The organism is Rhodohalobacter halophilus (assembly GCF_001715195.1).
GTDB classification, from domain to species: domain Bacteria; phylum Bacteroidota; class Rhodothermia; order Balneolales; family Balneolaceae; genus Rhodohalobacter; species Rhodohalobacter halophilus.
Window position 1 is genome coordinate 1 of record NZ_MDWE01000013.1, and the last position, 20,510, is coordinate 20,510.

Genomic DNA, 20,510 nt, shown 5'->3' on the forward strand with positions numbered 1-20,510 from the left:
AACAACAGGTGTGCCAAAAGGTGTGATGCTTACTCATAATAATATCGCATCTAATGTACAGAATTCGCTGGATCGGCTCCCTTTTGATGCGAAACGATTTGAGGGAGAACGAGTACTCTCCTATTTACCGCTTTCTCATGTATTTGAACGAATGATTGAATATATGTACATCTGCATGGGGTGCGAAATATTTTTCATTGAAACGATTGATGAGATCAAAGATGATTTTTCATATGTGAAGCCGTTCTTCTTTGCTACCGTACCTCGATTGCTGGAGAAGGTTCAAACCGGCGTAAAGGTTAGAGGGCAAGAGTTTAGCGGTCTGAAAAAGAATCTCTACTATTGGGCGATTTACAGAACGGAGGAGTACGATCCGGAAAATCCACCGAAAGGCCTGGATGCAATCAAACATAAAATTGCTGACAAACTGATTTATAGTAAAATCAGGGAGATGTTTGGTGGCAATTTATCCGGTGTGGTAAGTGGGGGGGCTGCACTTTCTCCGGAAGTTTTTCGGTTTATGAATGCCATTGGAATCATTTGCGTGCAAGGCTATGGTTTGACGGAGACGTCTCCGGTAATCAGTGTGCAAACTCCCGGCAGTATGAGGGTTGGAACATCCGGTAAGCCTCTGGAAGATGTTGAAGTGAAAATTGCCGATGACAAAGAGATCCTGGTTCGTGGACCCAACGTGATGAAAGGGTACTACAAACTACCTGATCAAACTCAGGAAGTTCTTGATGATGAGGGTTGGTTTAAAACCGGTGATGTTGGAAAAGTTGATGATGACGGGTATCTCTACATAACAGACAGGAAAAAGTCGATGTTCAAGCTGTCGACGGGTAAATATGTTGCACCGCAAAATGTGGAGAACAAACTATTGAACAGTGGATTTATCGATCAGGTTGTTGTGATTGGATATCAGAGAAAATTCTGTTCAGCTTTGATAGTTCCGGCGTATGATAATGTGATCAAACGGTTAAAAAGATCCGGTTACACTCCGGATGAACCGTACTCTGAAGATGAAAAAGTAAGAGAGCTCATTCAAAAAGAAGTAGATAAAACAAATGAAACTCTGTCTCCCTGGGAACGCGTGAAAAAATTTGTCCTGCTTGAGGAAGCGCTTTCTATTGACAGCGGTGAATTGACGCCTACTATGAAAGTTAAGCGGAGTGTGGTGAAAGAAAAGTACAGCGAGGAAATTGAATCGATGTATGGCGATGAATAGTCGTGAGTCGTTAGTCCTGAGTCTTGAGGAAGATTTGGGGCTTGTTTGATGACTCATGCTATTGCCTAATTGTAAATTAAATTGAAAACCTCACGACTTAAGACGAACATCTCAAGACTATTCCTATGACTCAAGACTCAAATCTCAAGACTAAAAATATCCAAAATGTTCTCATTCTCGGTTCCGGTGTGATGGGGAGTCAGATCGCTGCCCACTGCGTGAATGCCGGATTGAAGGTAAAGCTGCTTGATTTGAAATCCGACGATCCGGACAGGCCAAATAAAATCGTAGAAGAGAGCATTCAGAAACTGACCAAAATGAATCCGGCGCCTCTGGCCAATCCGGATTGGACGGATCGGATCACCCCCGGAAACTTCGAGGACAACCTGGAGTGGGCAGGCAATGCCGACTGGATCTGTGAGGTGATTGTGGAACGGATGGATATCAAAAAAAAGATGATGGCCAAACTGGAGAACGTGCGAAAGCCGGGCACCATTGTCAGCTCCAACACCTCAGGCCTTCCGATCTCTGATATCAGTGAAGACGTATCGGATGAGTTTAAAGCACATTTTCTGGGAACGCACTTTTTCAATCCGCCCCGCTATATGAAGCTTCTGGAAATCATTCCAACCGAAAGCACGGACGATGCGGTAACGGAATACATGACCAGTTTTTGTGAGAAAATTCTGGGTAAAGGCGTAGTTCAATGCGAAGACACACCGAACTTCATCGCCAACCGGATTGGGGTATTTTCGATGGCATCTATCATGCCGTGGTTTTTTGACGGAACATTCCGTGCTGAAGAGATCGATTTTTTGACCGGAACCCTCACCGGCTACTCTAAAGCGGCTACCTTTCGAACTGCTGATATGGCCGGGCTAGATGTGCTGAATCACGTGGCAGAGAATCTTTACCCCGCTGTACCGGATGATGAACGCCGGGAGCTGTTTAAAGTACCGCATGGTTTCAAAAAGATGGTTGAAGAAGGGGCTCACGGTAACAAGAAGGGGCATGGATTTTATAAAAAAGTGAAAGGGGAAAAGGGAAACGAGTATCACGTTATTGATCCAGAATCGCTTGAGTATGAGCCACAACAGGATGTAGAGTTTGCATCAGCCGAAAAAGCGAAGAAGGAGTTTAAAACGTCCGGTGACCGATTGAAATTTTTGGTGAACCGGGATGATAAGGCTGGAAAATTCTTGTGGGAGATTCATTGTGATCTATTGCTCTATTCCGCTAATCGTATTCCTGAGATCACGGATTCGGTTGAAGCGATTGACCGTGCTATGCAGTGGGGCTTCAACTGGGAGCTCGGGCCATTCCAGCGCTGGGATACGATTGGGGTTGAGGAGTCCGTCAAACGCATGGAACAGGAGGGGCGGGATGTTCCAAAGTCTGTGAAAAAGATGCTTGAAAGCGGAAGAAAGTCATTTTATAAAGATGACGGCACCGTGTACAATCTGGCCACTGGCAAGGCGGAAGAGTTGACACCACCCGCTAAGGGTGCCATCACGGTTGCTGCACTGAAGCGTGACGGCAAAGAGGTGTGGGGCAACAAGAGTGCCGGCCTGTATGATATGGGCGAAGGCGTGGCGCTCTTTGAGTTCCGCACCAAGCAACAGACGCTCGGTTTTGAATTGGTGAAGTCGGTGGACAAAGCCGCCGAAATTGTAAAAGAACAGTTCGACGCAATGGTGATTGGCCACGATCATGAGAATTTCAGCTACGGAGCAAATCTTGGTGAAGCGGGTGAGGCACTACAGAGTGGTGACTTTGACAAAGTGAAAGAGGCTGTGGAAAACTTCCAGCGTGTAGCCGTTGGTTTGAGATATCAGCCGTTTCCGGTGATTGGAGCCGTTTCGGGGCGCTGTTTCGGTGGCGGTGTTGAGTTTATGATGCACTGTGACAAAGTGGTGGCGCACCACGAGCTCTACTGCGGACTTGTGGAGCTTGGCGTAGGGCTGATTCCGGCCGGCGGCGGTACCAAAGAACTGCTGATGAGAGCCATGAACAAGGTGAACGAAGATGAGGATGCAGATCCGCTTCCGTATTTGAAGGATGCATTTAAAACCATCGGAATGGCAAAAGTCTCCGACGGTGCGCCCAAAGCGAAGAAGCTGGGTTATCTCCGCGATATCGATATGATTGTGATGAACCGGGATCTCTTGCTCGCTACCGCTAAACAGCAGGCAAGGGCGATGGCCGATGCAGGATATCGCCCCCCTGCCGAACCGAAGATTAAATTGCTGGGTCAGACAGGCATGAGTTTGCTGGAAGTAACGCTCTACATCATGACCGAAGCCAAATGGGCATCACCCTACGACAAAGTACTGGCCGGAAAGGTGGCCGAAATTATGACCGGTGGAGACCTGAGTGAAGCCCAGGAAGTCCCGGAATCGTATGTGCTAAAATTAGAGCGCGATGCGATCCTTGAGTGTTTCCAGGATGAGCGGACACAAAAACGAATGGAGCATATGTTAAAAACCGGCAAACCACTCAGAAATTGAACTTGAAATTTGAGGGGTTCTCGCAGAGTTACGCGGATGAATCGCTGAGTTTCGCAGAAGATTCTGCGTAAATCTGCGCAAACCTCAGCGCTCATCTGCGAGAAAAACCACACAGAATTTAATTCAAAGACATAATCACAATGAAGAAAGACACCGAAATCGTAATTGTTTCCGCCAAACGAACCGCCTGCGGAAAGGCAAATAAGGGATCTCTGAGGTTTACACGGCCGGACTCGCTTATGGGAGAAATCATCAAAGATCTTTTGAAGGAGGCACCGGCAGTCAAACCCGAGATGGTTGAGGATGTGATTGTAGGATGTGCCTTTCCTGAGGCATCACAGGGGATGAACGTAGCCCGACAGGCCGTATTTCTGGGCGGATTGCCCGATTCAGTTCCCGGAATGACGATCAATCGGTTCTGTTCATCCGGCTTGCAGACAATCGCCATGGCGGCGGAGCGGATTATGGCAGGCGGAGCGGAGATTATGATTGCCGGCGGGGTGGAGAGCATGAGCCAGGTGCCAATGGGCGGCATCTCGTTTCAGCCCAATCCGGAACTCACGAAAAAACGCCCTGAGGTGTACATCAATATGGGGCTGACAGCGGAGAATGTAGCGGACAAATACGGAGTGAGCCGTGAGGATCAGGATCAGTTTGCATTAGAAAGCCATCAAAAAGCGATTAAGGCGTGGGAAGAGGGATATTTTGAGGAGCAGATCACCCCGGTTGATGTGGTCCACAAATACGTCACGGCTGATGGAGAAGTTGCCGAGGAAAAATTTACTTTCAAACAGGATGAAGGACCTAGAAAAGATACAAATCTAGAAGCCCTTGGCGGTTTGCGGCCCGTTTTCAAACAGGGTGGAAGTGTCACGGCAGGAAACTCCTCACAGATGAACGATGCAGCTGCAGGCGTGCTGGTGATGAGCCGCAAAAAAGCTGATGAACTCGGTCTGAAACCGATCGCCAAGTATCACGGATTTGCAGTAGCCGGAGTGGCTCCCGAAATCATGGGCATCGGACCGGTGGAGGCGATTCCGAAAGTATTGAAGCAGACAGGAATTAAGTTGGAAGACATCGACCTGATTGAGCTCAATGAAGCGTTTGCAGCACAATCCCTTGCAGTAATCCGCGAAGCCGGCCTCGATCCTGAAAAGGTTAATATTAATGGAGGTGCAATCGCGATGGGGCACCCGCTTGGCTGCACCGGCGCCAAACTGACCACACAGATTCTCCATGACCTCCACCGACTTGATAAGCAATTTGGAATGGTAACCATGTGTATTGGTGGAGGAATGGGCGCAGCAGGAATTTTTGAGAAGGTTTAGTTGTGGGTCATAAGTCGTTTGTCTTGAATTTGGAAAGGGCATGAATTCTCCCCTCCTCCGCATGGAGGGGCGGGGGTGGTTGAAAATCTTCTGCCTGAAGACGAATAATGGTGATTTGAATAATAAAGTGCTAAACCACCCCTAAATCCCCTCCTTGGAAAGGAGGGGACATTTGGATCACTCTTAAAATTAATTTCAAATCATTTAAACCTAATTTCATGTTCAAAGAAGACACACTTAAAGACGAAGTTATACTGATTACAGGCGGCGGAAGCGGGCTTGGATTCTCCATGGCGAAAAAATTTGCAGAACTGGGAGCCGACATTGCCATCTGTGGTCGGACGGAGAAGAAACTGGAGAAAGCCACCGAAGATTTGAAGGAGTTCGGAACCGATGTGCGATATTACTCCTGCGATGTTCGGGATTATGAAGAGGTGGGAGAGATGTTACGGCAAATCGTTAAAGACTTTGGGAAAATGACCGGACTCGTGAATAATGCTGCGGGCAATTTTTTGAGTGCTTCCGAAGATCTTTCACCCGGGGGATTCAAGGTTATTGTAGATATTGTACTTCATGGTAGTTTTAATTGCACGCACCATTTTGGCAACTACCTGATCGATAACAAGAAAGAGGGTAATATTCTGAACATCGTGACTACCTATGCCGAAGATGCCGGTTCGGCTTTTGTGTTGCCCTCAGCCTGCGGAAAAGCGGGAGTTCTGGCAATGACGCGTTCGCTGGCTTACGAGTGGGGAACCTACGGAATTCGGGTGAACGCCATTGCACCGGGTCCCTTTCCAACCGAAGGCGCATGGACAAGACTTTTTCCAAACAAGAAATTTGAAAAAAAATATCTCGAAAAAATACCGGCGGGGCGCTATGGCGAGCATGAAGAATTGGCTAATCTGGCTTCTTTTTTGATGAGTGATATGGCTCCCTACATTACGGGTGAAACGGTGACCATTGACGGCGGTGAAAAACTTTCAGGGGGCCAGTTTAATTTTATTGATTCGGTGATGTCGAGAGGAAAGCTGAAAATGGCGTTTAAGATGCTGAAGAAAATGAAGTAGATGTACTCCTATTTATCAAGTTGTTTGAAAATCTTGTCAGAAATTAGTGTGGTTTGATATGCATCATAAGCACTGAATGGAGTATCCTTTTTAAGCTGTATAGCCTTGATGAACTGCAGCACAGAGTTTTCAGCTGTTACTTTGGGGTCAAAATCACGCTTTTCTGATTTTATGTTACCGTAGCTGTTTTCCCGGTAAAGCCTGACTTTTTGATGGATTGCATCACAATCGATGGTTATCAACCCATCAGAAATAGTGCGGTGGTGTAAATTCTTTTCCCCCAATGCTGAAAATTGAATTGAAACAATTGACGAATCCTCATATCTCAGTGTAATGCTGACTCCAACTTTAATACTATCTACAGAGAGTTGTTTTGCTTCAATTCGGTGTACGTTCCCTCCAAGCCATTTTATAGCCCATCCAACTTCATCAATCCAGTGGTGATCAATATTCTCCTGCTTTGTACTGTTAGGATATAATTGAAGCTCTTTTCTGATGAGTACGGTAGTGGGTTTTCTCATCTGTTGATGCATCCATATAGATGCCGGCGCAAGTGTTGGCCAGTGGCTGAATTGTACCCGCACATCGGCCTCACGTGATAACAGATAGAGCTTTTCTAGAGCGGGAGCATTGTTGGGAATATGAGAAATAAAATAGGTGTTGATTCCCAGCTTAATCAGCCCTTCAAGTTCGGATAACTCTTTTGCTCCGCTATCTAACAGTATGGCTCCGTCTATATCACCTTTTTTGCGCACATAGGAGGTGAGCACAACTTCCTGAATGGCTGCAAGTTTTCGAAGGTGTTTTTCCCAGGCTTCAGCTCTTGAAGAGTCACCGATAATGGCAATTTTCATAGTACACCACTGTTACAAATTTAATATAAAGATGCTTTGTGGTGCAGAGATTTCCAAAATCTATTTTTAGTCGGGCATTATGAGCGCTAAAATAAAATAGAACAGTACCATGGTTCCTACCGATGAGAATACCAAAATCAGAAAAATGATGCGAACAATGGTGGAGTCCCAGCCGAGGTACTCTGCAATTCCACCGCAAACTCCTGCGATCATTTTATCGGTACGTGATTTTCTTAGTTTAGCCGGCATGATGATCCTACTCAGATTTTAGATAGTCTTTAGTGTTTGCTACGTAATGATAGAGAAAGGGTTTCAAAAAGTTCAGAAATTATTTTTGAGAAAGTTTTAGAATTTAAAGATCAGACCGTCTGTGGGTAAGTTTATAAAAATCATGTCTCTCTAAAAAATACGGGGAGTGTATATTTTACCTTAATCGGCAGTCCATCTATTATGCCGGGAGAAAATTTCATTTCGCCTACAGCCCGAATCGCTTCAAGATCGGCGGTAGTATGAAGAGATTGAACAATTACAGGATCCTCCACTTCCCCTAAACGGGTAACGACTACTTGTACCATAACACGCCCCCCAATTCCGTTCAAGGCATCCGGGTATCTTACCTCAGACATAACGGCTTCTATTCCCCCTAACAGTTCCGGCATTTTATCCTTGTCAGTTTGTGTAGGTTGTGGAGTTTCATAGTCAGTGGCGTGATTTTTGAAATGTTCATGGCCCAGAGCCCATAAAACCCTGTTGTAGGATTGAGGATCATTTTTAATTTCAGCCAGGATTGTTCTCTCTTGTGAAGTTCCAATTTCTTCAATCGATAGAATATCATCCCACTCATGGTTATTTAAACGAGACATTGCAACAGTATACTCCTCAGAGTCTGAGCCTGAAAACCCACTTAGCTGCAACATATAGTTTTCACTTTCAGAATTGGGCTCCTGTACAGTAATATTGAGCTGATTTAAATCGGTATCCGCTGCTGATTGTGAGGATGCACAGGAATGTAAAATAATCATTACAACAAATAATGAGAACAGGACTTGCAAACGAATAGTTGAAAACATGTATGTAATAATTAAAAAAGATTTGATGGAGCAGCAATATAGAAAAACCCAATTAATAAAAAAGCGGAATCCCGGTCAGGATTCCGCTTTTGAAAAGAGTCGAAAACCGACTCTTCAATCCGCACGCTATGGCTCAGCGTGTGATACTCAAGGATGCTTTTTCGTAACCGATATAGGAGAAGATCAACTCAACCTCACCGGAGCCATCAACATCGATAGAAAAATTTCCATCCATATCCGTGGATGCACCCACATTGGACCCTGCCAGATTTATATTCGCACCTGCAAGTGGCTGTCGTGTTTCGCTATCAAGTACTTTACCTGTAAGTTTTCCGTCATTATTTCGAACTTCTACTATCATTCTTTTTTCCACTGCTGCCGGAGATTCTACTTCAGCAGTACCGGTTTGACCCGCTCCCGATTCAACCGCCTCATCATTTGCCAGCCTGAAGAATATAGGTAGTGAGTATTGAACACGTACCGGTCGGCCTCGCTGCATTCCAGGTTTAAATTCTGCCTGACTTACCACCCGAAGGGCCTCTTCATCCGCTCCGCCGCCGATACCCCGAATGATCTGCGGATCCACTACATTTCCGTTTTCATTCACGATAAACTGGACATAAACACGTCCCTCAATTCCGGCACGACGAGCCATTTCGGGATAGCGGATTTTCTGTTGAAGTTCACCAAGCCCGCCAATCAGCTCCGGCATCTCTTCGACAATGACGAAGAAATCATCTTGAGGGGAAGATTCACTGTTTTGAGGAGTTAGTGATTCAGGTGAAACCGGGTTCATACCCAATGCCCTGAGTGTGTTGTTATAGGATTCCGCATCCAGTTTGGTTCGAACCTGGATAACACCTTTTTCTCCGCGCGAGCCAAATCGTTCTTCAGCTTGCTCACCTTTCCAGATCTGAATGGCATCGATATGTTCGGGTTCAAGCATTCGCAGCTGTTCAAGTTTGCTCTCATGGCGGTTCGCCTGTTCTTCTTCACTCATGTAGATGATAATTTCATGGTAACCCTGTTCGCCGGTACGGTCGATATTGGTCATCAGGTCAAGCTCCTCCTCATCAAACACGGTTTGTGTCTGCATGTCGGTGCAGGCCATGGCAAATGCTGTGGTTAAAAAGACAATTCCAAGCAGAAGCAGGCTCGACCACTTCGGAATCTGTTGAGTTTTGGTTTGTTGAGTAATCATTGTGATCCTCTTTTTTAGGTTAGATGATTCCTGAGCCATATTTACGGAAAGATCTTTGTTGAGATTGGGCATCGGTATCAGTTCAAGCAGAAGGGATGCGTACTCCTTTCTGGATATCGATGTTTCACTCAAAACCATATTGTCGCATCTCATTTCACGATAGTCGATCAGTTCACGCTTAAGGATGTGTACCAGTGGATGGAACCAGAAGAACGCCTTGGTGATGATGACCATCATGTGAGAGAAGAAGTCGTGCTGCGAAATGTGTGTAAGCTCGTGACGAATAGCCAGATTCATTTTTTCAGGCTGTTGCTTCAGTGATGCGGGAATCAGAATAACCGGATTTCGGAAACCAAACGTGACCGGGATGATATCTGAGTCTAAAAATGTGATCTGAACATCTTTACCGGTAGCCAGTGCCAAACCAATATTATTCGCGCTCAAATGTTCAAGCTCTTTGATCGGCTTGAATGAACAGCTGCTTCGCAATTTTTTTAAATTGTAGCTGTGCATAAAAATCCGGGAGATGAAGTAGATCATACCCAGTATGAATACTGTAAAAAGTGCAGCCTGAATGATAGAGATGATCGGAAGTCCGGCAGACTCGTCTGGAATAATCGTCATATCAACCGGGCTGGAAAGCATAATCACTTTCAGTGTGGCCTCAGTTGCCGATGTAGAGATCCATTCGGCAATTCTATTAACTGCAACTAAAGCAAAGAGACCGGCGGGAAGCGAAAAGATCAGAGCCATCCTGGTATGGTATTGATACACCGGGTGGATGTTATTCATCAGGCGCAAACCACTCCAGACAACCGTAGTGAGTACGGTCCAAATTATTAGCGGTAGCCAGATTGCATCAAAAATGGATTCAGCCAGATCTGCGATTTGTAGAATCAGGATATCCATGGGTTAGTCCTCAAGCTTGTCGATCATGGCTTTAATTTCCTGCCGCTCTTCGGCCGAGAGATCTTCATTCTGAACCAGTGCCTGTACTAAATCTTTGCTCGACCCTTTAAATACTTTATCAACTATTTCATGAACCAGGTTTCCGCGAACTTCATCCGGGTTGATGGCTGCGCTGTAAATATAGCTCAATCCCTCTTTGCGGTATTTCAAAAACTCCTTGTCGGCCAGATTTTTCATGATGGTCATGACGGTTGTGTAGGCAACCTTGCGGTATTCAAGCATTCTCTCACGCACGTCGGCAACAGAAGCCTCTCCCAATTCCCAGACGTGGTGTAAAATTTCCATTTCAGTTTCTCCAAGGGGTGTCAATGATCTTCGCATATAAGTGGGATTAAGTTCATACGATTACTTCAGTACTAAATAAGTAGTAAAAGTAGAGAATTGCAAGAGGGAAATGATTTTTTAATAAAAATTGTGCTATCAACATTCTGGAATTCAAAAAAACAGTACATATGTCCCGACCTTATCTTCAAAGCATTGACCGGACAATAGATAAGCCCGATTTAAAAGAATTTGACAGTGCGGTATTTATTCTTCACGATCAGCTCAACCTGGATGCCTGGCCTGAATGGGTTAAGAAAAAGAAACCGCTGCTCATTTTTATGGAGAGTGGTGAGAAGGGGAGAGAAGTTCCACATCACAAGAAAAAAGCGGTGTATATACTAAGCAGTATGCGCCATTTTGCATTGGAGTGTGCAGAGAAGGGATTTGATGTGCTTTATCACTCTACACCCGGTTATTTTGATGATGGTCTGAAAAGTATACTATCAGATTTTGATGGAAAATTTACATTCATGACTCCTTCTGAGTGGGATTCCAGGGAGAGAATACGAAAAGTAGCCAGCCAATTTGAAGGCAGGGTGGAGGAGATTCCAAACGGTTTTTTTCTGGCTGATCCTGACGATTGGAAAGAGAATATTGAGCCGGGCTATCGGATGGAGTATTTCTACAGGGAGATGCGCCGCAAGACAGGCTACCTGATGAACGGCGATGAGCCTGAAGGCGGAGAGTGGAATTATGATGATCAGAACCGAGAGAAGCTGCCGAAGAACCACCCCGTACCGGATATCAAACGGTTTGAACCGGATGAAATCACGAAAGAAGTGATCAATATGGTGAATAACTATTTTCCGGACAGTTTTGGGCATACGGATGAATTTGGATATGCCGTAACCCGTGAGCAGGCATTGGAACTGCTGGATCAGTTTATAGAAGAGAGACTGGATAAGTTTGGTCCGTATGAGGATGCCCTGAAATTGGGAAATCACACACTGTTTCATTCACAACTTTCGATCTACATGAATAACGGGCTATTGATGCCCAAAGAAGTTTGTGAAGCAGCGTTGGATCGATATCAGCAAGGTGAAGCTCGCCTGAACTCCGTTGAGGGATTGATACGCCAAATTATCGGGTGGCGGGAATATATTCGCATCTATTACGAAGCGATGATGCCGGATGTGAGGGAAACCAATCATTTTGGTTTTGAAAACAGATTGCCATCCATGTACTGGACCGGAGAAACCAAGATGAAATGCATGGAGGAGAGTCTGACACCGGTGATTGATCAGGCTTATTCTCACCACATTCAAAGGCTGATGATACTGAGTAACTTCAGTAATCTCACTGAAACCGATCCGCGTGAATTGGAGCAGTGGTTTCTGACTGCTTATGCAGCCGCGTATGAGTGGGTGGAACTGCCGAATGTTCTCGGTATGAGTACATTTGCAGATGGTGGAGTTCTGGCATCAAAACCGTATGTATCTAGCGGAAATTATATCAATAAGATGAGTGATTATTGCAAACACTGCGAATATAGCGTGACGAAGAAGACAGGAGAGAAAGCTTGTCCTTTTAACTATCTCTATTGGAATTTTGTGGATAAACAGCGCGACACATTTAACGACAGCGGCCGTGTCAATTTTATGGTCAATATGTTTGATAATAAAAAATCGGATGAACAAAAGAAGGAGATCCGGGAATCGACGGAGAAATTTTTGTTAAGTCTTGAGAGAGGATAAAGTGTAAGTTTATCTGTTTGAGATTGGTTAAAAATGAGATTTTGCTCTCCGCCTCAATTCAGATCAACAGTTCAAACCAATCTCTCTGTTCGGCGGGGATTTGAGGTTCGATGGGTATTTCTACCCATATGTTGTCCCTATGGGACATTTTAAATTTGGACTCAAAAAACATCATGCTATAATTTCTAACAAGAGAAAATTAGCCTTCAAAAACGATCATAAATTGTTAACTTCGCATCATTAAATAATGAATGATTATGAGCAAAACCATTAGCGAAGTATCACTACGGACAAAAGGGATTTTACCCATTCAAAAATTGAAAGTTTTGAAGGAGGCCGGTGTAATATCGGGTGTGGACAACCATCCGATTCAGGGTGATCAGTTTCAGCCCAACTCTATTGATCTTCGATTGGGAGAAAAAGCATACCGGGTAAGAAGCAGTTTTTTGCCTGAAAATGAAACGGTTCAGCAGAAAATTGACAAACTCCATCAATACAGTTTTTCGATTGAAGATGGAGCCGTTTTGGAGCCCAATTGTGTCTACATTATTCCGCTGCTTGAAAAGCTGAAAATGCCTGCTTCACATTTTTCGCCTCAAAAGAAATTATTTAATGGAAATGGCGATCAAACAGTTCGACTGGTTTCTGCAGAAAATTTGACTGCGAAAGCGAATCCCAAAAGCACAACCGGGCGTCTGGATATTTTTACCCGGGTTATTACCGATTACTCACATCGGTTTGAAGAGATAGAGCCCGGTTTTGAAGGAAATCTCTATCTTGAGGTTGTACCTAAATCTTTTCCGATCAAAGTTCGAACGGGACAGCGATTGAACCAGCTTCGAATTCGTCACGGCCATACAGTTTTAACCGATCAGGATCTGCTTCGTGTTCACTCCGGAGATCCGCTTCTGTTTGATGAATCGGGTGAACCGATGCCGTTGGATGATGTGAAAGTCAATAATGGACTCTTTTTAAGTGTTAATCTTAAAGGAGATGAGAGCGACATTTTAGGATATAAAGCGAAAAAGCATCGCGATTTGATCGATCTGGATAAGATCAATCATTACGAAGTTTCAGATTTTTGGGAACCAATCCGTGCAGCGAGTGAAGACCATCTGATTCTGGAACCGGAAGCATTTTACATATTTGCTTCAAAGGAGAGGTGCAGAATTCCGAAGCATCTGGCTGCTGAAATGATTGCCTACGACACTGGTTCCGGAGAGCTTCGAACACATTATGCAGGATTTTTTGATAGTGGCTTTGGCGGATCAGTGGATGATGGCGGGGCTCGTGCAGTATTAGAAGTTCGGTCGCATGATGTTCCATTTTTGATTGAACACGGTCAAACCTTTTGCAGTATGACGTTTGAACCAAACAGTGAACTGCCTGATATTGTATACGGATCTGATATCAAGAGTAATTACCAGGGGCAGGGTTTAAAATTGGGGAAGCATTTCAAACAGTAATAGATCAGGATGGAGCGAGTATGGGAGTTAATCGATGCATTTGTCACAAAATTTCATTTTCAGAAGTGAAAAGAATTGCAGAAGAGCGAAACCTTACCACAGTCGAAGAGATTTCTGATCAAAACATTGCATGCACGAACTGTAAACTGTGTTTACCCTACATTGAACTGATGCTCGAAACCGGCGAAACAGAATTCAGCAGAGGGGCAGTGAGGTTTTCAAAACGATGAATCAGTTCTACACAGATCCCAAAAACATTGTTGGAGACCGTATTCGGTTGGTTGATCAGGAATCGAAACATGCTTCAAAAGTTCTTCGAAAAAATGTGGGGGATATTTTATATGTGACAGATGGAGTCGGTAACCGGTTTCAATGCCAAATTTCAGAAATTACAAAACGTGATGTTGTTTGTACCATTCAGGATCGAGAAACGGAGGTGAGGACGAAACCGCACGTTACACTGATTCTTGGATTAATTAAAAAACGTGACCGATTGGAATTCGCAGTTGAAAAATCAACGGAATTGGGTGTCGATCGAATCATTATTTTCCGGGGAGATTATAGTGAGAAGGGAAATGTGAGGATGGACAGGGTGGAGGCAACGGTTCTATCAGCAATGAAGCAATCACTTCGACTTTTTTTGCCGCAAGTAGACTTTTCAGAAAATCTGGATCAGGCTCTATCCCTTATAGGTGAAGAGTTGACGATTATTTATGCAGATGAGACAAAGGAGGGGACAAAAAAACCATCGAACGATGCAGATAGAACAGATAGAGTTAGCTTGGTTGTGGGGCCTGAGGGTGGATTTTCAAAAAAAGAGAGAGAGTTATTGGCCCGGAAGGGAGGATTTGCTTTTTCATTAGGTAATAAAAGGCTTCGAACGGAAACCGCGGCCATCACGATTGTAGACCGATATAAAAATAGCCTGCAGTAAACTACAGGCTATTGAATATTCATGATAAACAGCAGAAGAAGTTTTACTAAAACCTTGAAGCTTGTTGTGCCGCGAACGATTCAAGCTCTTCCACTTCTCCCCAAAGTTTTACGGCTTCTTTCAGGGTTTCATTGAAATAGTCGTTTACGACAGGATAGAAATATTCATTCCCCCAAATTTGCCGTGCAATTTCTGCTTTCATTCTGCCGTGATTCATCCAGACAAGCTCCTCATACATTTCCTGAGTCATTCTCAGAGTGTTCCCTTCAGCTTCCGGTTTGTCAATGTCTTCTACAATCTCGAGCCCTTCATTTTTCATCATCTCGAAGAACATTTGCTTATCGGATTCACTCCATTCAAAATTCTGACGGAAATCCTGGAAATCATCCTCCCATCTGGCACGGAACTCTTCACCCTTCTCATCAAGAAAATCCCTAACAAAATTGAAGTCAACCCGATTCAGCAGCATAAAGTTAAACAGGTACGGTGAGGATGTAGTGTCTTCTTGAACAACAATGTCCGGAACTATACCTCCGCCGCCAAAGACCGGTCTGCCGGCTCTTGTCGTGTACTTTAGCGAATCCGGAACCTGATCCTTGAACTCTTTTGCATCAACAGCGGCATTGGTTGATCTGTGAACGAACTCAAAAGCGTAATCCTCATTATCTCCATCAAAAGGTTTTTGAATCAGCCTTCCTGAAGGGGTCAAATATCGAGAAATAGTAACTCTGATATTACTTCCGTCAATCAGTTCATACTGCTGCTGAACCAATCCTTTGCCAAATGTTCGTTGTCCTACAACCAATCCGCGATCATGATCCTGGATGGCCCCACTTACAATTTCACTCGCAGATGCGGATCCTTCATTAACCAGTACAATGACCGGCATATCCATCAGCACGCCATTTCGGCTTGAAAACACTTCCTGATTAAACCGGGAGTGCTTGCTGTTTGTGGAGACGAGCTTCGTATTTCTTGGGAAAAACTCTTCTGATATTGCAATAGCCTGGCTCAAATATCCGCCCGGGTTATTTCTCAGATCCAGAATGATTCGATCCATTCCCTCTTTTCGGAGTTGGTCTACAGATGAGAGAAATTCCTCATGAGTGGTAGCTGCAAATCGATTAATCTTCACATAGCCGGTTCGTTCATCCAGCATGTATTCTGTATCAATGGTAGTAAGAGGGATGTCATCTCGTTCAATGGTAAATTTAATCGGACTGGATGTACGCGGCCGCTTAATTTCAACATTTACTTTTGTGCCTTTCTCGCCCCGGAGTTTTCTAAGAACATCTTCGTTTGAATAACCGACCGCGCTTGAATCATCAATGGAGATGATTCTGTCGCCTGACATGATGCCCAGCTGATCACTGGGGCCGCCGGATATTGCTGTAATTACGGTAATGGTATCCTGAATAATATTAAACTGAATTCCGATACCCTGAAACTTCCCTTCAAACTCTTCCTGAATCCGTTCACTGTCATCCCTTTCGATGTATACAGAGTGAGGGTCCAGCGTTTTGAGCATTTCACGAATAGAGCTTTCCGTCAATTTGGACATGTTCTCATCCGGGAAGTTGTTGGCTACATAGAGGTATGCCTCTTCAAAACTGTTGTAAGAGTCGCGAAGATTCTGAATATTCGTGAACTGTGTTGTATCGATCGGGGTGGCGGCAATCTCCAGGGTGCTGTCCTGAATGCCCTTCACCAACCCAACAATGCTCCTCTGGTAGAGATGGTCGATCGAGGTGTCACCGAAATAGTTATCGAGTACCCTGCGCTGTACCTGCAGATACTTATGTAAGTTTTCTTGGTGTTTATCATTCGTTACAACAACCTTATCCACGCCGGCGAGCCAAACTGCAGATAAGATCATCAATAATGCGAGTTGAGGAGCGAGAAACTTCTTCACAGACATCAGTATTTTGTTCAATATTTAAAAATGTAACGGAAAGGTTACCCCAAGAGTATACAGATCCATTCTTTCAGATTCTACACTATATCTAACGTAATTGAGAGTAAAACGTTTCTCCAACTACCAACGTAAATATCATTTTACAAGATATAGTGGCTCAGATCTTTGTCTTTCGCCAGATCCGACAGCTGTTTCTGTACATACTCTCTGTCGATGGTAATCTCACCGGCCTGGATATCATCCGGCACGGCAAAGAGTAGTTCTTCGAGCAGTGACGAGAGAATGGTGTGCAATCTCCGGGCACCGATATTTTCCACCTGTTGGTTAACTTCAGCAGCGATTTTAGCAATTTCCAGGATGGCATCTTCTGTAAAGTTTACTTCAACACCTTCAGATTCCAACATAGCCTGATACTGTTTTGTAAGAGCATTCTTGGGCTGTGTCAAAATTTTGAAGAAATCCTCTTCAGAGAGAGAGTTTAACTCCACACGAATCGGAAAACGACCCTGAAGCTCCGGAATCAGATCGGACGGTTTCGATACATGAAATGCACCCGATCCGATAAACAGTATGTGATCAGTTTTCACAATACCGTGTTTGGTATTTACCGTACTCCCTTCAACAATGGGCAGCAGATCTCGCTGAACCCCCTGGCGACTTACCTCCCCGCTGCCTTTACTGCTTGAGGACGAGTCACTGGCCACCTTGTCAATTTCATCAATAAAAACGATTCCCTGGTTCTGAACTCGTTCCAGAGCTTCCTGAACGGCCGCTTCATGGTCGATCAGCTTTTCCGCTTCCTGCTCGAGTAGGATCTCACGCGCTTCACTAATGGGAACCGTTCGTTTTGTCTTTTTGCGACCGCGGGTCAGATTTCCGAGCATATCTTGAAGATTTACGCCCATCTCTTCCATTCCCTGTGGGCCAAAAACTTGCATCATCGGTGTTTTGGAAGAATCTACTTCGATCTCAATTTCACGATCTTCAAGTTCACCGTTTTTCAGTTTTTCGCGGAATCGCTCCCTGGTTCGTTCATTCAATTCAGCATCGGATGCTTTATCGGGGTTGAATCCAACTTCTCCGGAGTTGCTTGCAGTGGAGGATGTAGGGCTTTTTTTCCGAACAGGCGGAATAAGGATATCGAGAATTTTCTCTTCTACAATTTCAGCGGCTTTTCCTTTTACGCGCTCCTGCATCTCCAGTTTTACCATGTTGATGGCGATGTCGGTCAGATCGCGAATCATCGATTCTACATCGCGGCCAACATATCCTACTTCGGTAAATTTCGAAGCTTCTACTTTTATAAACGGAGCACCGGCCAGTTTTGCCAGTCGACGGGCAATCTCTGTTTTACCAACTCCGGTAGGACCGATCATCAAAATGTTGTTGGGAATAATTTCATCACGAATTTCAGGGTCCGATTTCAGTCGTCGCCACCGGTTTCTGAGGGCGATTGATACGGATCTTTTCGCTTTCTTCTGCCCGATAATATATTTATCGAGCTCGGCAACGATTTGCCGTGGTGTTAAATTCTGTTGTTCAATTAACTTCATGGTACTACTCGTCAATTTCTAAAATGGTCAAATTATGATTCGTATAAATACAGATATCAGCCGCAATGTGAAGAGATTTCTCCACTATTTCACGAGCAGATAAATCCGGCGCATTCTCTTTCATTGCGCGGGCTGCAGCCAGAGCGTACGATCCACCGCTCCCAATAGCCAGTATCTGATCATCCGGTTCAATTACATCACCCTGACCGGAGATAAGCAGCGGTGTATCTTTATCAATTACAACAAGAAGAGCTTCAAGCTTCTGTAAAAATTTATCTTTTCGCCACTCTTTTGCCATTTCAACGGCGGCTCTCTGCAAATTGCCGTTGTAGCTGTTTAGTTTCTCTTCAAATTTTTCAAAAAGAGTAAAAGCGTCTGCGGTGGATCCGGCAAAACCGGCCAAAATAGTTCCTTTTTGAAGTTTTCGAACCTTTTTAACGGTTGATTTCATAACCGTTTTGTCGAGAGTAGCCTGGCCATCGGCGCCGAGTGCTACTTTTCCCTTGTGAATAATTCCAAGTACAGTGGTGGCATGCAAATTTTTCAAATTTGTCATCTTTACGTAATCCTAAAATCTAAAATCTTCAATTAATTACTTTCCGGCGCGGGTCGCTTGGGTCTCTTTGGTTTGCGAGAACTTCCGTTTTTATTTCCCTTGGAGTAGTAGTCTACATTTCGGGTAACGTTTGAACCGCTATCGAGTTCTCTTGCCTGCTGATCTTTAGCAGCAAGAATTTTATCAATTGATTCTCCCTGCAGAACCACGTCTGTAATTTCAAGATCGGACCCGGTGAGAGTTGCTTTAAACTCGTTGAGGGAGATGGTTTCATCTGCAATGAAGGAGATCTTCATCTTATATTTCACCATCCACTTAAACCTCAGGCTAAAGAGTCCGCGTGTGAGGTAAGATCTAAGATATGGGTTAATGTAGATATCTACTGCACGGTACTCTGTGCTATACTTAAATTTGCTGATCCAGCTTTCAATGTCTGTGATAATGGTATCCTGGCTGACAACTGTTCCGGAACCTCCGCAAGTTGGACAAACCTTTGATACAGAATTTACCACGCTTGGGCGTATTCGCTGGCGAGTAATCTGAACCAGGCCGAAGTCACTCATGCCAATCACGTTGGTCTTAGCGCGGTCTTTTTTAAACTCTTTTTTCAGTTCATCGTAAATCTTCTTACGATTTTTGTCATCCCGCAGATCAATAAAGTCCACTACGATGATTCCGCCTATATCTCGCAGTCGAAGCTGTTTTGCGATTTCGCGTGCGGCCTCGAGGTTTGTTTTCAGGGAGTTGTCTTCTTGTTTCTCCTTGGCAGCGTATGGTCCGGAGTTTACATCCACAACATACATCGCTTCCGTCTGCTCAAAAATGAGATAGCCGCCGGATGGCATTCGTACTCTCGGGCTGAAAATGGAGTTTACGTCGTGCGCAATATTCACGTGGTCAAAAATATGATCTTTCCCCTTGTAAAGCTGAACACTTGGCAGCATTTTCGGTGCTATCTGCGAAACATAGCTTTTGATGGACTTGTATAGCTGGTAATCGTCGATCAGTACGCGGTCGTACTGTTTGGCAAAAAGGTCTCGAATGAGGCTCTCGGTGATATCAAGATCTTTGTAAAGAAGTGTTGGCGGTTTTGCATTTTCAAGTTTGTTGAGAATACGCTCCCATTTCTTCAAGACTGTGCGCATATCGTCCTCAAGCGCTTCCTTATCCTGGTTTTGTGCCACCGTACGGATGATAACACCGAAGCCGTCAGGCAGCATGTCGCCGGCAATTTTCTTAAGCCGTCGGCGCTCGCGGCCATTATTTATTTTCTTTGAGATAGCGATATAATCGCCCATTGGAATCAAAACGAGGAAACGCCCGGCAATGGTAATATCGGAAGAAACACGCGGGCCTTTAGAACCGATAGGTTCTTTTACGATCTGGACCAGAATTCGTTGATTGTTTTGAAGGATCTTACCGGCCAGGATCTGCTTGTCGTTATTGGAAAGCTTATCAAACTTCTTGAGCTCTTTATCGGCATCCTTTGAGATACTCTTGGGGCCGTTCATCATTTTGATATAGTCGCCGAGATGATCACCGGCATCAGAGAAGTGGAGGAAAGCGTCTTTTTCCATACCAACATCGATAAATGCAGCACGGATACCGCTCATTACTTTATGTACACGAGCGAGATAGATGTCGCCAACGGTACGTTGATTCTCTTCAGATTCTATAAAAAGTTGTGCCAGTTCTCCATTTTCCAGCAGTGCTACACGGGTTTGTTTCCCCGATGAGTGTATAATGATCTGGTTCTTCATGTAAGCGATAAAATTTCATCAGCAAGTCGCTAAGCTTACACTTCACAATCAAAAAGATCTGGTTGGTCTTTAAAAACAGTA

At 44.5% G+C, this 20,510-nt stretch carries 17 protein-coding genes; 8 read left to right on the forward strand and 9 right to left on the reverse strand.

What is annotated here, in order from left to right; translation table 11 throughout:
* The 4 genes from BG260_RS05075 to BG260_RS05090 all read left to right on the forward strand — a co-directional run.
* A partial coding sequence (locus tag BG260_RS05075) for an AMP-dependent synthetase/ligase (protein ID WP_069130881.1) occupies positions 1 to 1,228 on the forward strand: 1,228 nt, incomplete at its 5' end.
* Positions 1,229 to 1,353: 125 nt separating this feature from the next.
* Positions 1,354 to 3,735: a 3-hydroxyacyl-CoA dehydrogenase/enoyl-CoA hydratase family protein gene (locus BG260_RS05080; protein WP_069130882.1), complete on the forward strand. Its 2,382-nt coding sequence runs from the start codon at positions 1,354 to 1,356 to the stop codon at positions 3,733 to 3,735.
* 140 nt (positions 3,736 to 3,875) lie between these two features.
* Positions 3,876 to 5,063: a thiolase family protein gene (locus BG260_RS05085; protein ID WP_069130883.1), complete on the forward strand. Its 1,188-nt coding sequence runs from the start codon at positions 3,876 to 3,878 to the stop codon at positions 5,061 to 5,063.
* Positions 5,064 to 5,281: 218 nt separating this feature from the next.
* Complete coding sequence (locus BG260_RS05090; RefSeq protein WP_069130884.1) at positions 5,282 to 6,133, forward strand: SDR family oxidoreductase; 852 nt, start codon at positions 5,282 to 5,284, stop codon at positions 6,131 to 6,133.
* Positions 6,134 to 6,141: 8 nt separating this feature from the next.
* Here BG260_RS05090 and BG260_RS05095 read toward each other — a convergent pair whose 3' ends face one another.
* From BG260_RS05095 to BG260_RS05115, 5 genes are all read right to left on the reverse strand, one after another.
* The gene (locus BG260_RS05095; RefSeq protein WP_069130885.1) at positions 6,142 to 6,987 is read right to left on the reverse strand and encodes a hypothetical protein; all 846 of its coding nucleotides are present in this window, start codon (positions 6,985 to 6,987) and stop codon (positions 6,142 to 6,144) included.
* 66 nt (positions 6,988 to 7,053) lie between these two features.
* Positions 7,054 to 7,236, reverse strand: a complete 183-nt coding sequence (locus BG260_RS05100) for a PspC domain-containing protein (protein ID WP_069130886.1) — start codon at positions 7,234 to 7,236, stop codon at positions 7,054 to 7,056.
* Positions 7,237 to 7,376: 140 nt separating this feature from the next.
* Entirely contained in the window at positions 7,377 to 8,009 is a 633-nt protein-coding gene (locus BG260_RS05105) for an energy transducer TonB (protein ID WP_408005550.1), read from the reverse strand.
* Between the two features lie 181 nt (positions 8,010 to 8,190).
* Positions 8,191 to 10,167 carry a TonB family protein gene (locus BG260_RS05110; RefSeq protein ID WP_069130888.1) on the reverse strand — a complete coding sequence of 659 codons (1,977 nt, stop codon included), beginning with the start codon at positions 10,165 to 10,167 and terminating at the stop codon, positions 8,191 to 8,193.
* A 3-nt stretch (positions 10,168 to 10,170) separates the two neighbouring features.
* Positions 10,171 to 10,548 carry a BlaI/MecI/CopY family transcriptional regulator gene (locus BG260_RS05115; RefSeq protein WP_069130889.1) on the reverse strand — a complete coding sequence of 126 codons (378 nt, stop codon included), beginning with the start codon at positions 10,546 to 10,548 and terminating at the stop codon, positions 10,171 to 10,173.
* A 131-nt stretch (positions 10,549 to 10,679) separates the two neighbouring features.
* Here BG260_RS05115 and BG260_RS05120 point away from each other — a divergent pair, with 131 nt between their 5' ends.
* The 4 genes from BG260_RS05120 to BG260_RS05135 all read left to right on the forward strand — a co-directional run bounded on the left by BG260_RS05120 (position 10,680) and on the right by BG260_RS05135 (position 14,645).
* Positions 10,680 to 12,245 (forward strand): cryptochrome/photolyase family protein, encoded by a 1,566-nt coding sequence (locus BG260_RS05120; protein WP_069130890.1) that lies wholly within the window; start codon positions 10,680 to 10,682, stop codon positions 12,243 to 12,245.
* Positions 12,246 to 12,502: 257 nt separating this feature from the next.
* Positions 12,503 to 13,711: a 2'-deoxycytidine 5'-triphosphate deaminase gene (locus tag BG260_RS05125; RefSeq protein ID WP_069130909.1), complete on the forward strand. Its 1,209-nt coding sequence runs from the start codon at positions 12,503 to 12,505 to the stop codon at positions 13,709 to 13,711.
* Between the two features lie 20 nt (positions 13,712 to 13,731).
* Positions 13,732 to 13,941 (forward strand): (2Fe-2S)-binding protein, encoded by a 210-nt coding sequence (locus BG260_RS05130; protein WP_069130891.1) that lies wholly within the window; start codon positions 13,732 to 13,734, stop codon positions 13,939 to 13,941.
* The gene (locus BG260_RS05135) at positions 13,938 to 14,645 is read left to right on the forward strand and encodes an RsmE family RNA methyltransferase (RefSeq protein WP_069130892.1); all 708 of its coding nucleotides are present in this window, start codon (positions 13,938 to 13,940) and stop codon (positions 14,643 to 14,645) included. The genes BG260_RS05130 and BG260_RS05135 overlap by 4 nt, the downstream gene beginning before the upstream one ends.
* Before the next feature lie 46 nt (positions 14,646 to 14,691).
* Here BG260_RS05135 and BG260_RS05140 read toward each other — a convergent pair whose 3' ends face one another.
* The 4 genes from BG260_RS05140 to BG260_RS05155 all read right to left on the reverse strand — a co-directional run bounded on the left by BG260_RS05140 (position 14,692) and on the right by BG260_RS05155 (position 20,429).
* Positions 14,692 to 16,563 (reverse strand): S41 family peptidase, encoded by a 1,872-nt coding sequence (locus BG260_RS05140; protein WP_069130893.1) that lies wholly within the window; start codon positions 16,561 to 16,563, stop codon positions 14,692 to 14,694.
* Positions 16,564 to 16,700: 137 nt separating this feature from the next.
* A complete protein-coding gene (hslU, locus tag BG260_RS05145) occupies positions 16,701 to 18,113 on the reverse strand; it encodes an ATP-dependent protease ATPase subunit HslU (RefSeq protein ID WP_069130894.1) in 1,413 nt (470 codons plus the stop codon).
* A 4-nt stretch (positions 18,114 to 18,117) separates the two neighbouring features.
* The gene (gene hslV, locus BG260_RS05150; RefSeq protein WP_069130895.1) at positions 18,118 to 18,669 is read right to left on the reverse strand and encodes an ATP-dependent protease subunit HslV; all 552 of its coding nucleotides are present in this window, start codon (positions 18,667 to 18,669) and stop codon (positions 18,118 to 18,120) included.
* Positions 18,670 to 18,701: 32 nt separating this feature from the next.
* Positions 18,702 to 20,429, reverse strand: a complete 1,728-nt coding sequence (locus BG260_RS05155) for an Rne/Rng family ribonuclease (protein ID WP_083750107.1) — start codon at positions 20,427 to 20,429, stop codon at positions 18,702 to 18,704.
* Positions 20,430 to 20,510: the final 81 nt, after the last annotated feature.

What these genes read in the sequence shown, in the direction of transcription:
- BG260_RS05080 (WP_069130882.1), top strand. Translation starts at nt 1,354, where the DNA reads ATGACTCAAGACTCAAATCTCAAGACTAAAAATATCCAAAATGTTCTC.
- BG260_RS05085 (WP_069130883.1), top strand. Translation starts at nt 3,876, where the DNA reads ATGAAGAAAGACACCGAAATCGTAATTGTTTCCGCCAAACGAACCGCC.
- BG260_RS05090 (WP_069130884.1), top strand. Translation starts at nt 5,282, where the DNA reads ATGTTCAAAGAAGACACACTTAAAGACGAAGTTATACTGATTACAGGC.
- BG260_RS05095 (WP_069130885.1), bottom strand. Translation starts at nt 6,987, where the DNA reads ATGAAAATTGCCATTATCGGTGACTCTTCAAGAGCTGAAGCCTGGGAA.
- BG260_RS05100 (WP_069130886.1), bottom strand. Translation starts at nt 7,236, where the DNA reads ATGCCGGCTAAACTAAGAAAATCACGTACCGATAAAATGATCGCAGGA.
- BG260_RS05105 (WP_408005550.1), bottom strand. Translation starts at nt 8,009, where the DNA reads ATGATTATTTTACATTCCTGTGCATCCTCACAATCAGCAGCGGATACC.
- BG260_RS05110 (WP_069130888.1), bottom strand. Translation starts at nt 10,167, where the DNA reads ATGGATATCCTGATTCTACAAATCGCAGATCTGGCTGAATCCATTTTT.
- BG260_RS05115 (WP_069130889.1), bottom strand. Translation starts at nt 10,548, where the DNA reads ATGCGAAGATCATTGACACCCCTTGGAGAAACTGAAATGGAAATTTTA.
- BG260_RS05120 (WP_069130890.1), top strand. Translation starts at nt 10,680, where the DNA reads ATGTCCCGACCTTATCTTCAAAGCATTGACCGGACAATAGATAAGCCC.
- BG260_RS05125 (WP_069130909.1), top strand. Translation starts at nt 12,503, where the DNA reads ATGAGCAAAACCATTAGCGAAGTATCACTACGGACAAAAGGGATTTTA.
- BG260_RS05130 (WP_069130891.1), top strand. Translation starts at nt 13,732, where the DNA reads ATGGGAGTTAATCGATGCATTTGTCACAAAATTTCATTTTCAGAAGTG.
- BG260_RS05135 (WP_069130892.1), top strand. Translation starts at nt 13,938, where the DNA reads ATGAATCAGTTCTACACAGATCCCAAAAACATTGTTGGAGACCGTATT.
- BG260_RS05140 (WP_069130893.1), bottom strand. Translation starts at nt 16,563, where the DNA reads ATGTCTGTGAAGAAGTTTCTCGCTCCTCAACTCGCATTATTGATGATC.
- hslU (WP_069130894.1), bottom strand. Translation starts at nt 18,113, where the DNA reads ATGAAGTTAATTGAACAACAGAATTTAACACCACGGCAAATCGTTGCC.
- hslV (WP_069130895.1), bottom strand. Translation starts at nt 18,669, where the DNA reads ATGACAAATTTGAAAAATTTGCATGCCACCACTGTACTTGGAATTATT.
- BG260_RS05155 (WP_083750107.1), bottom strand. Translation starts at nt 20,429, where the DNA reads ATGAAGAACCAGATCATTATACACTCATCGGGGAAACAAACCCGTGTA.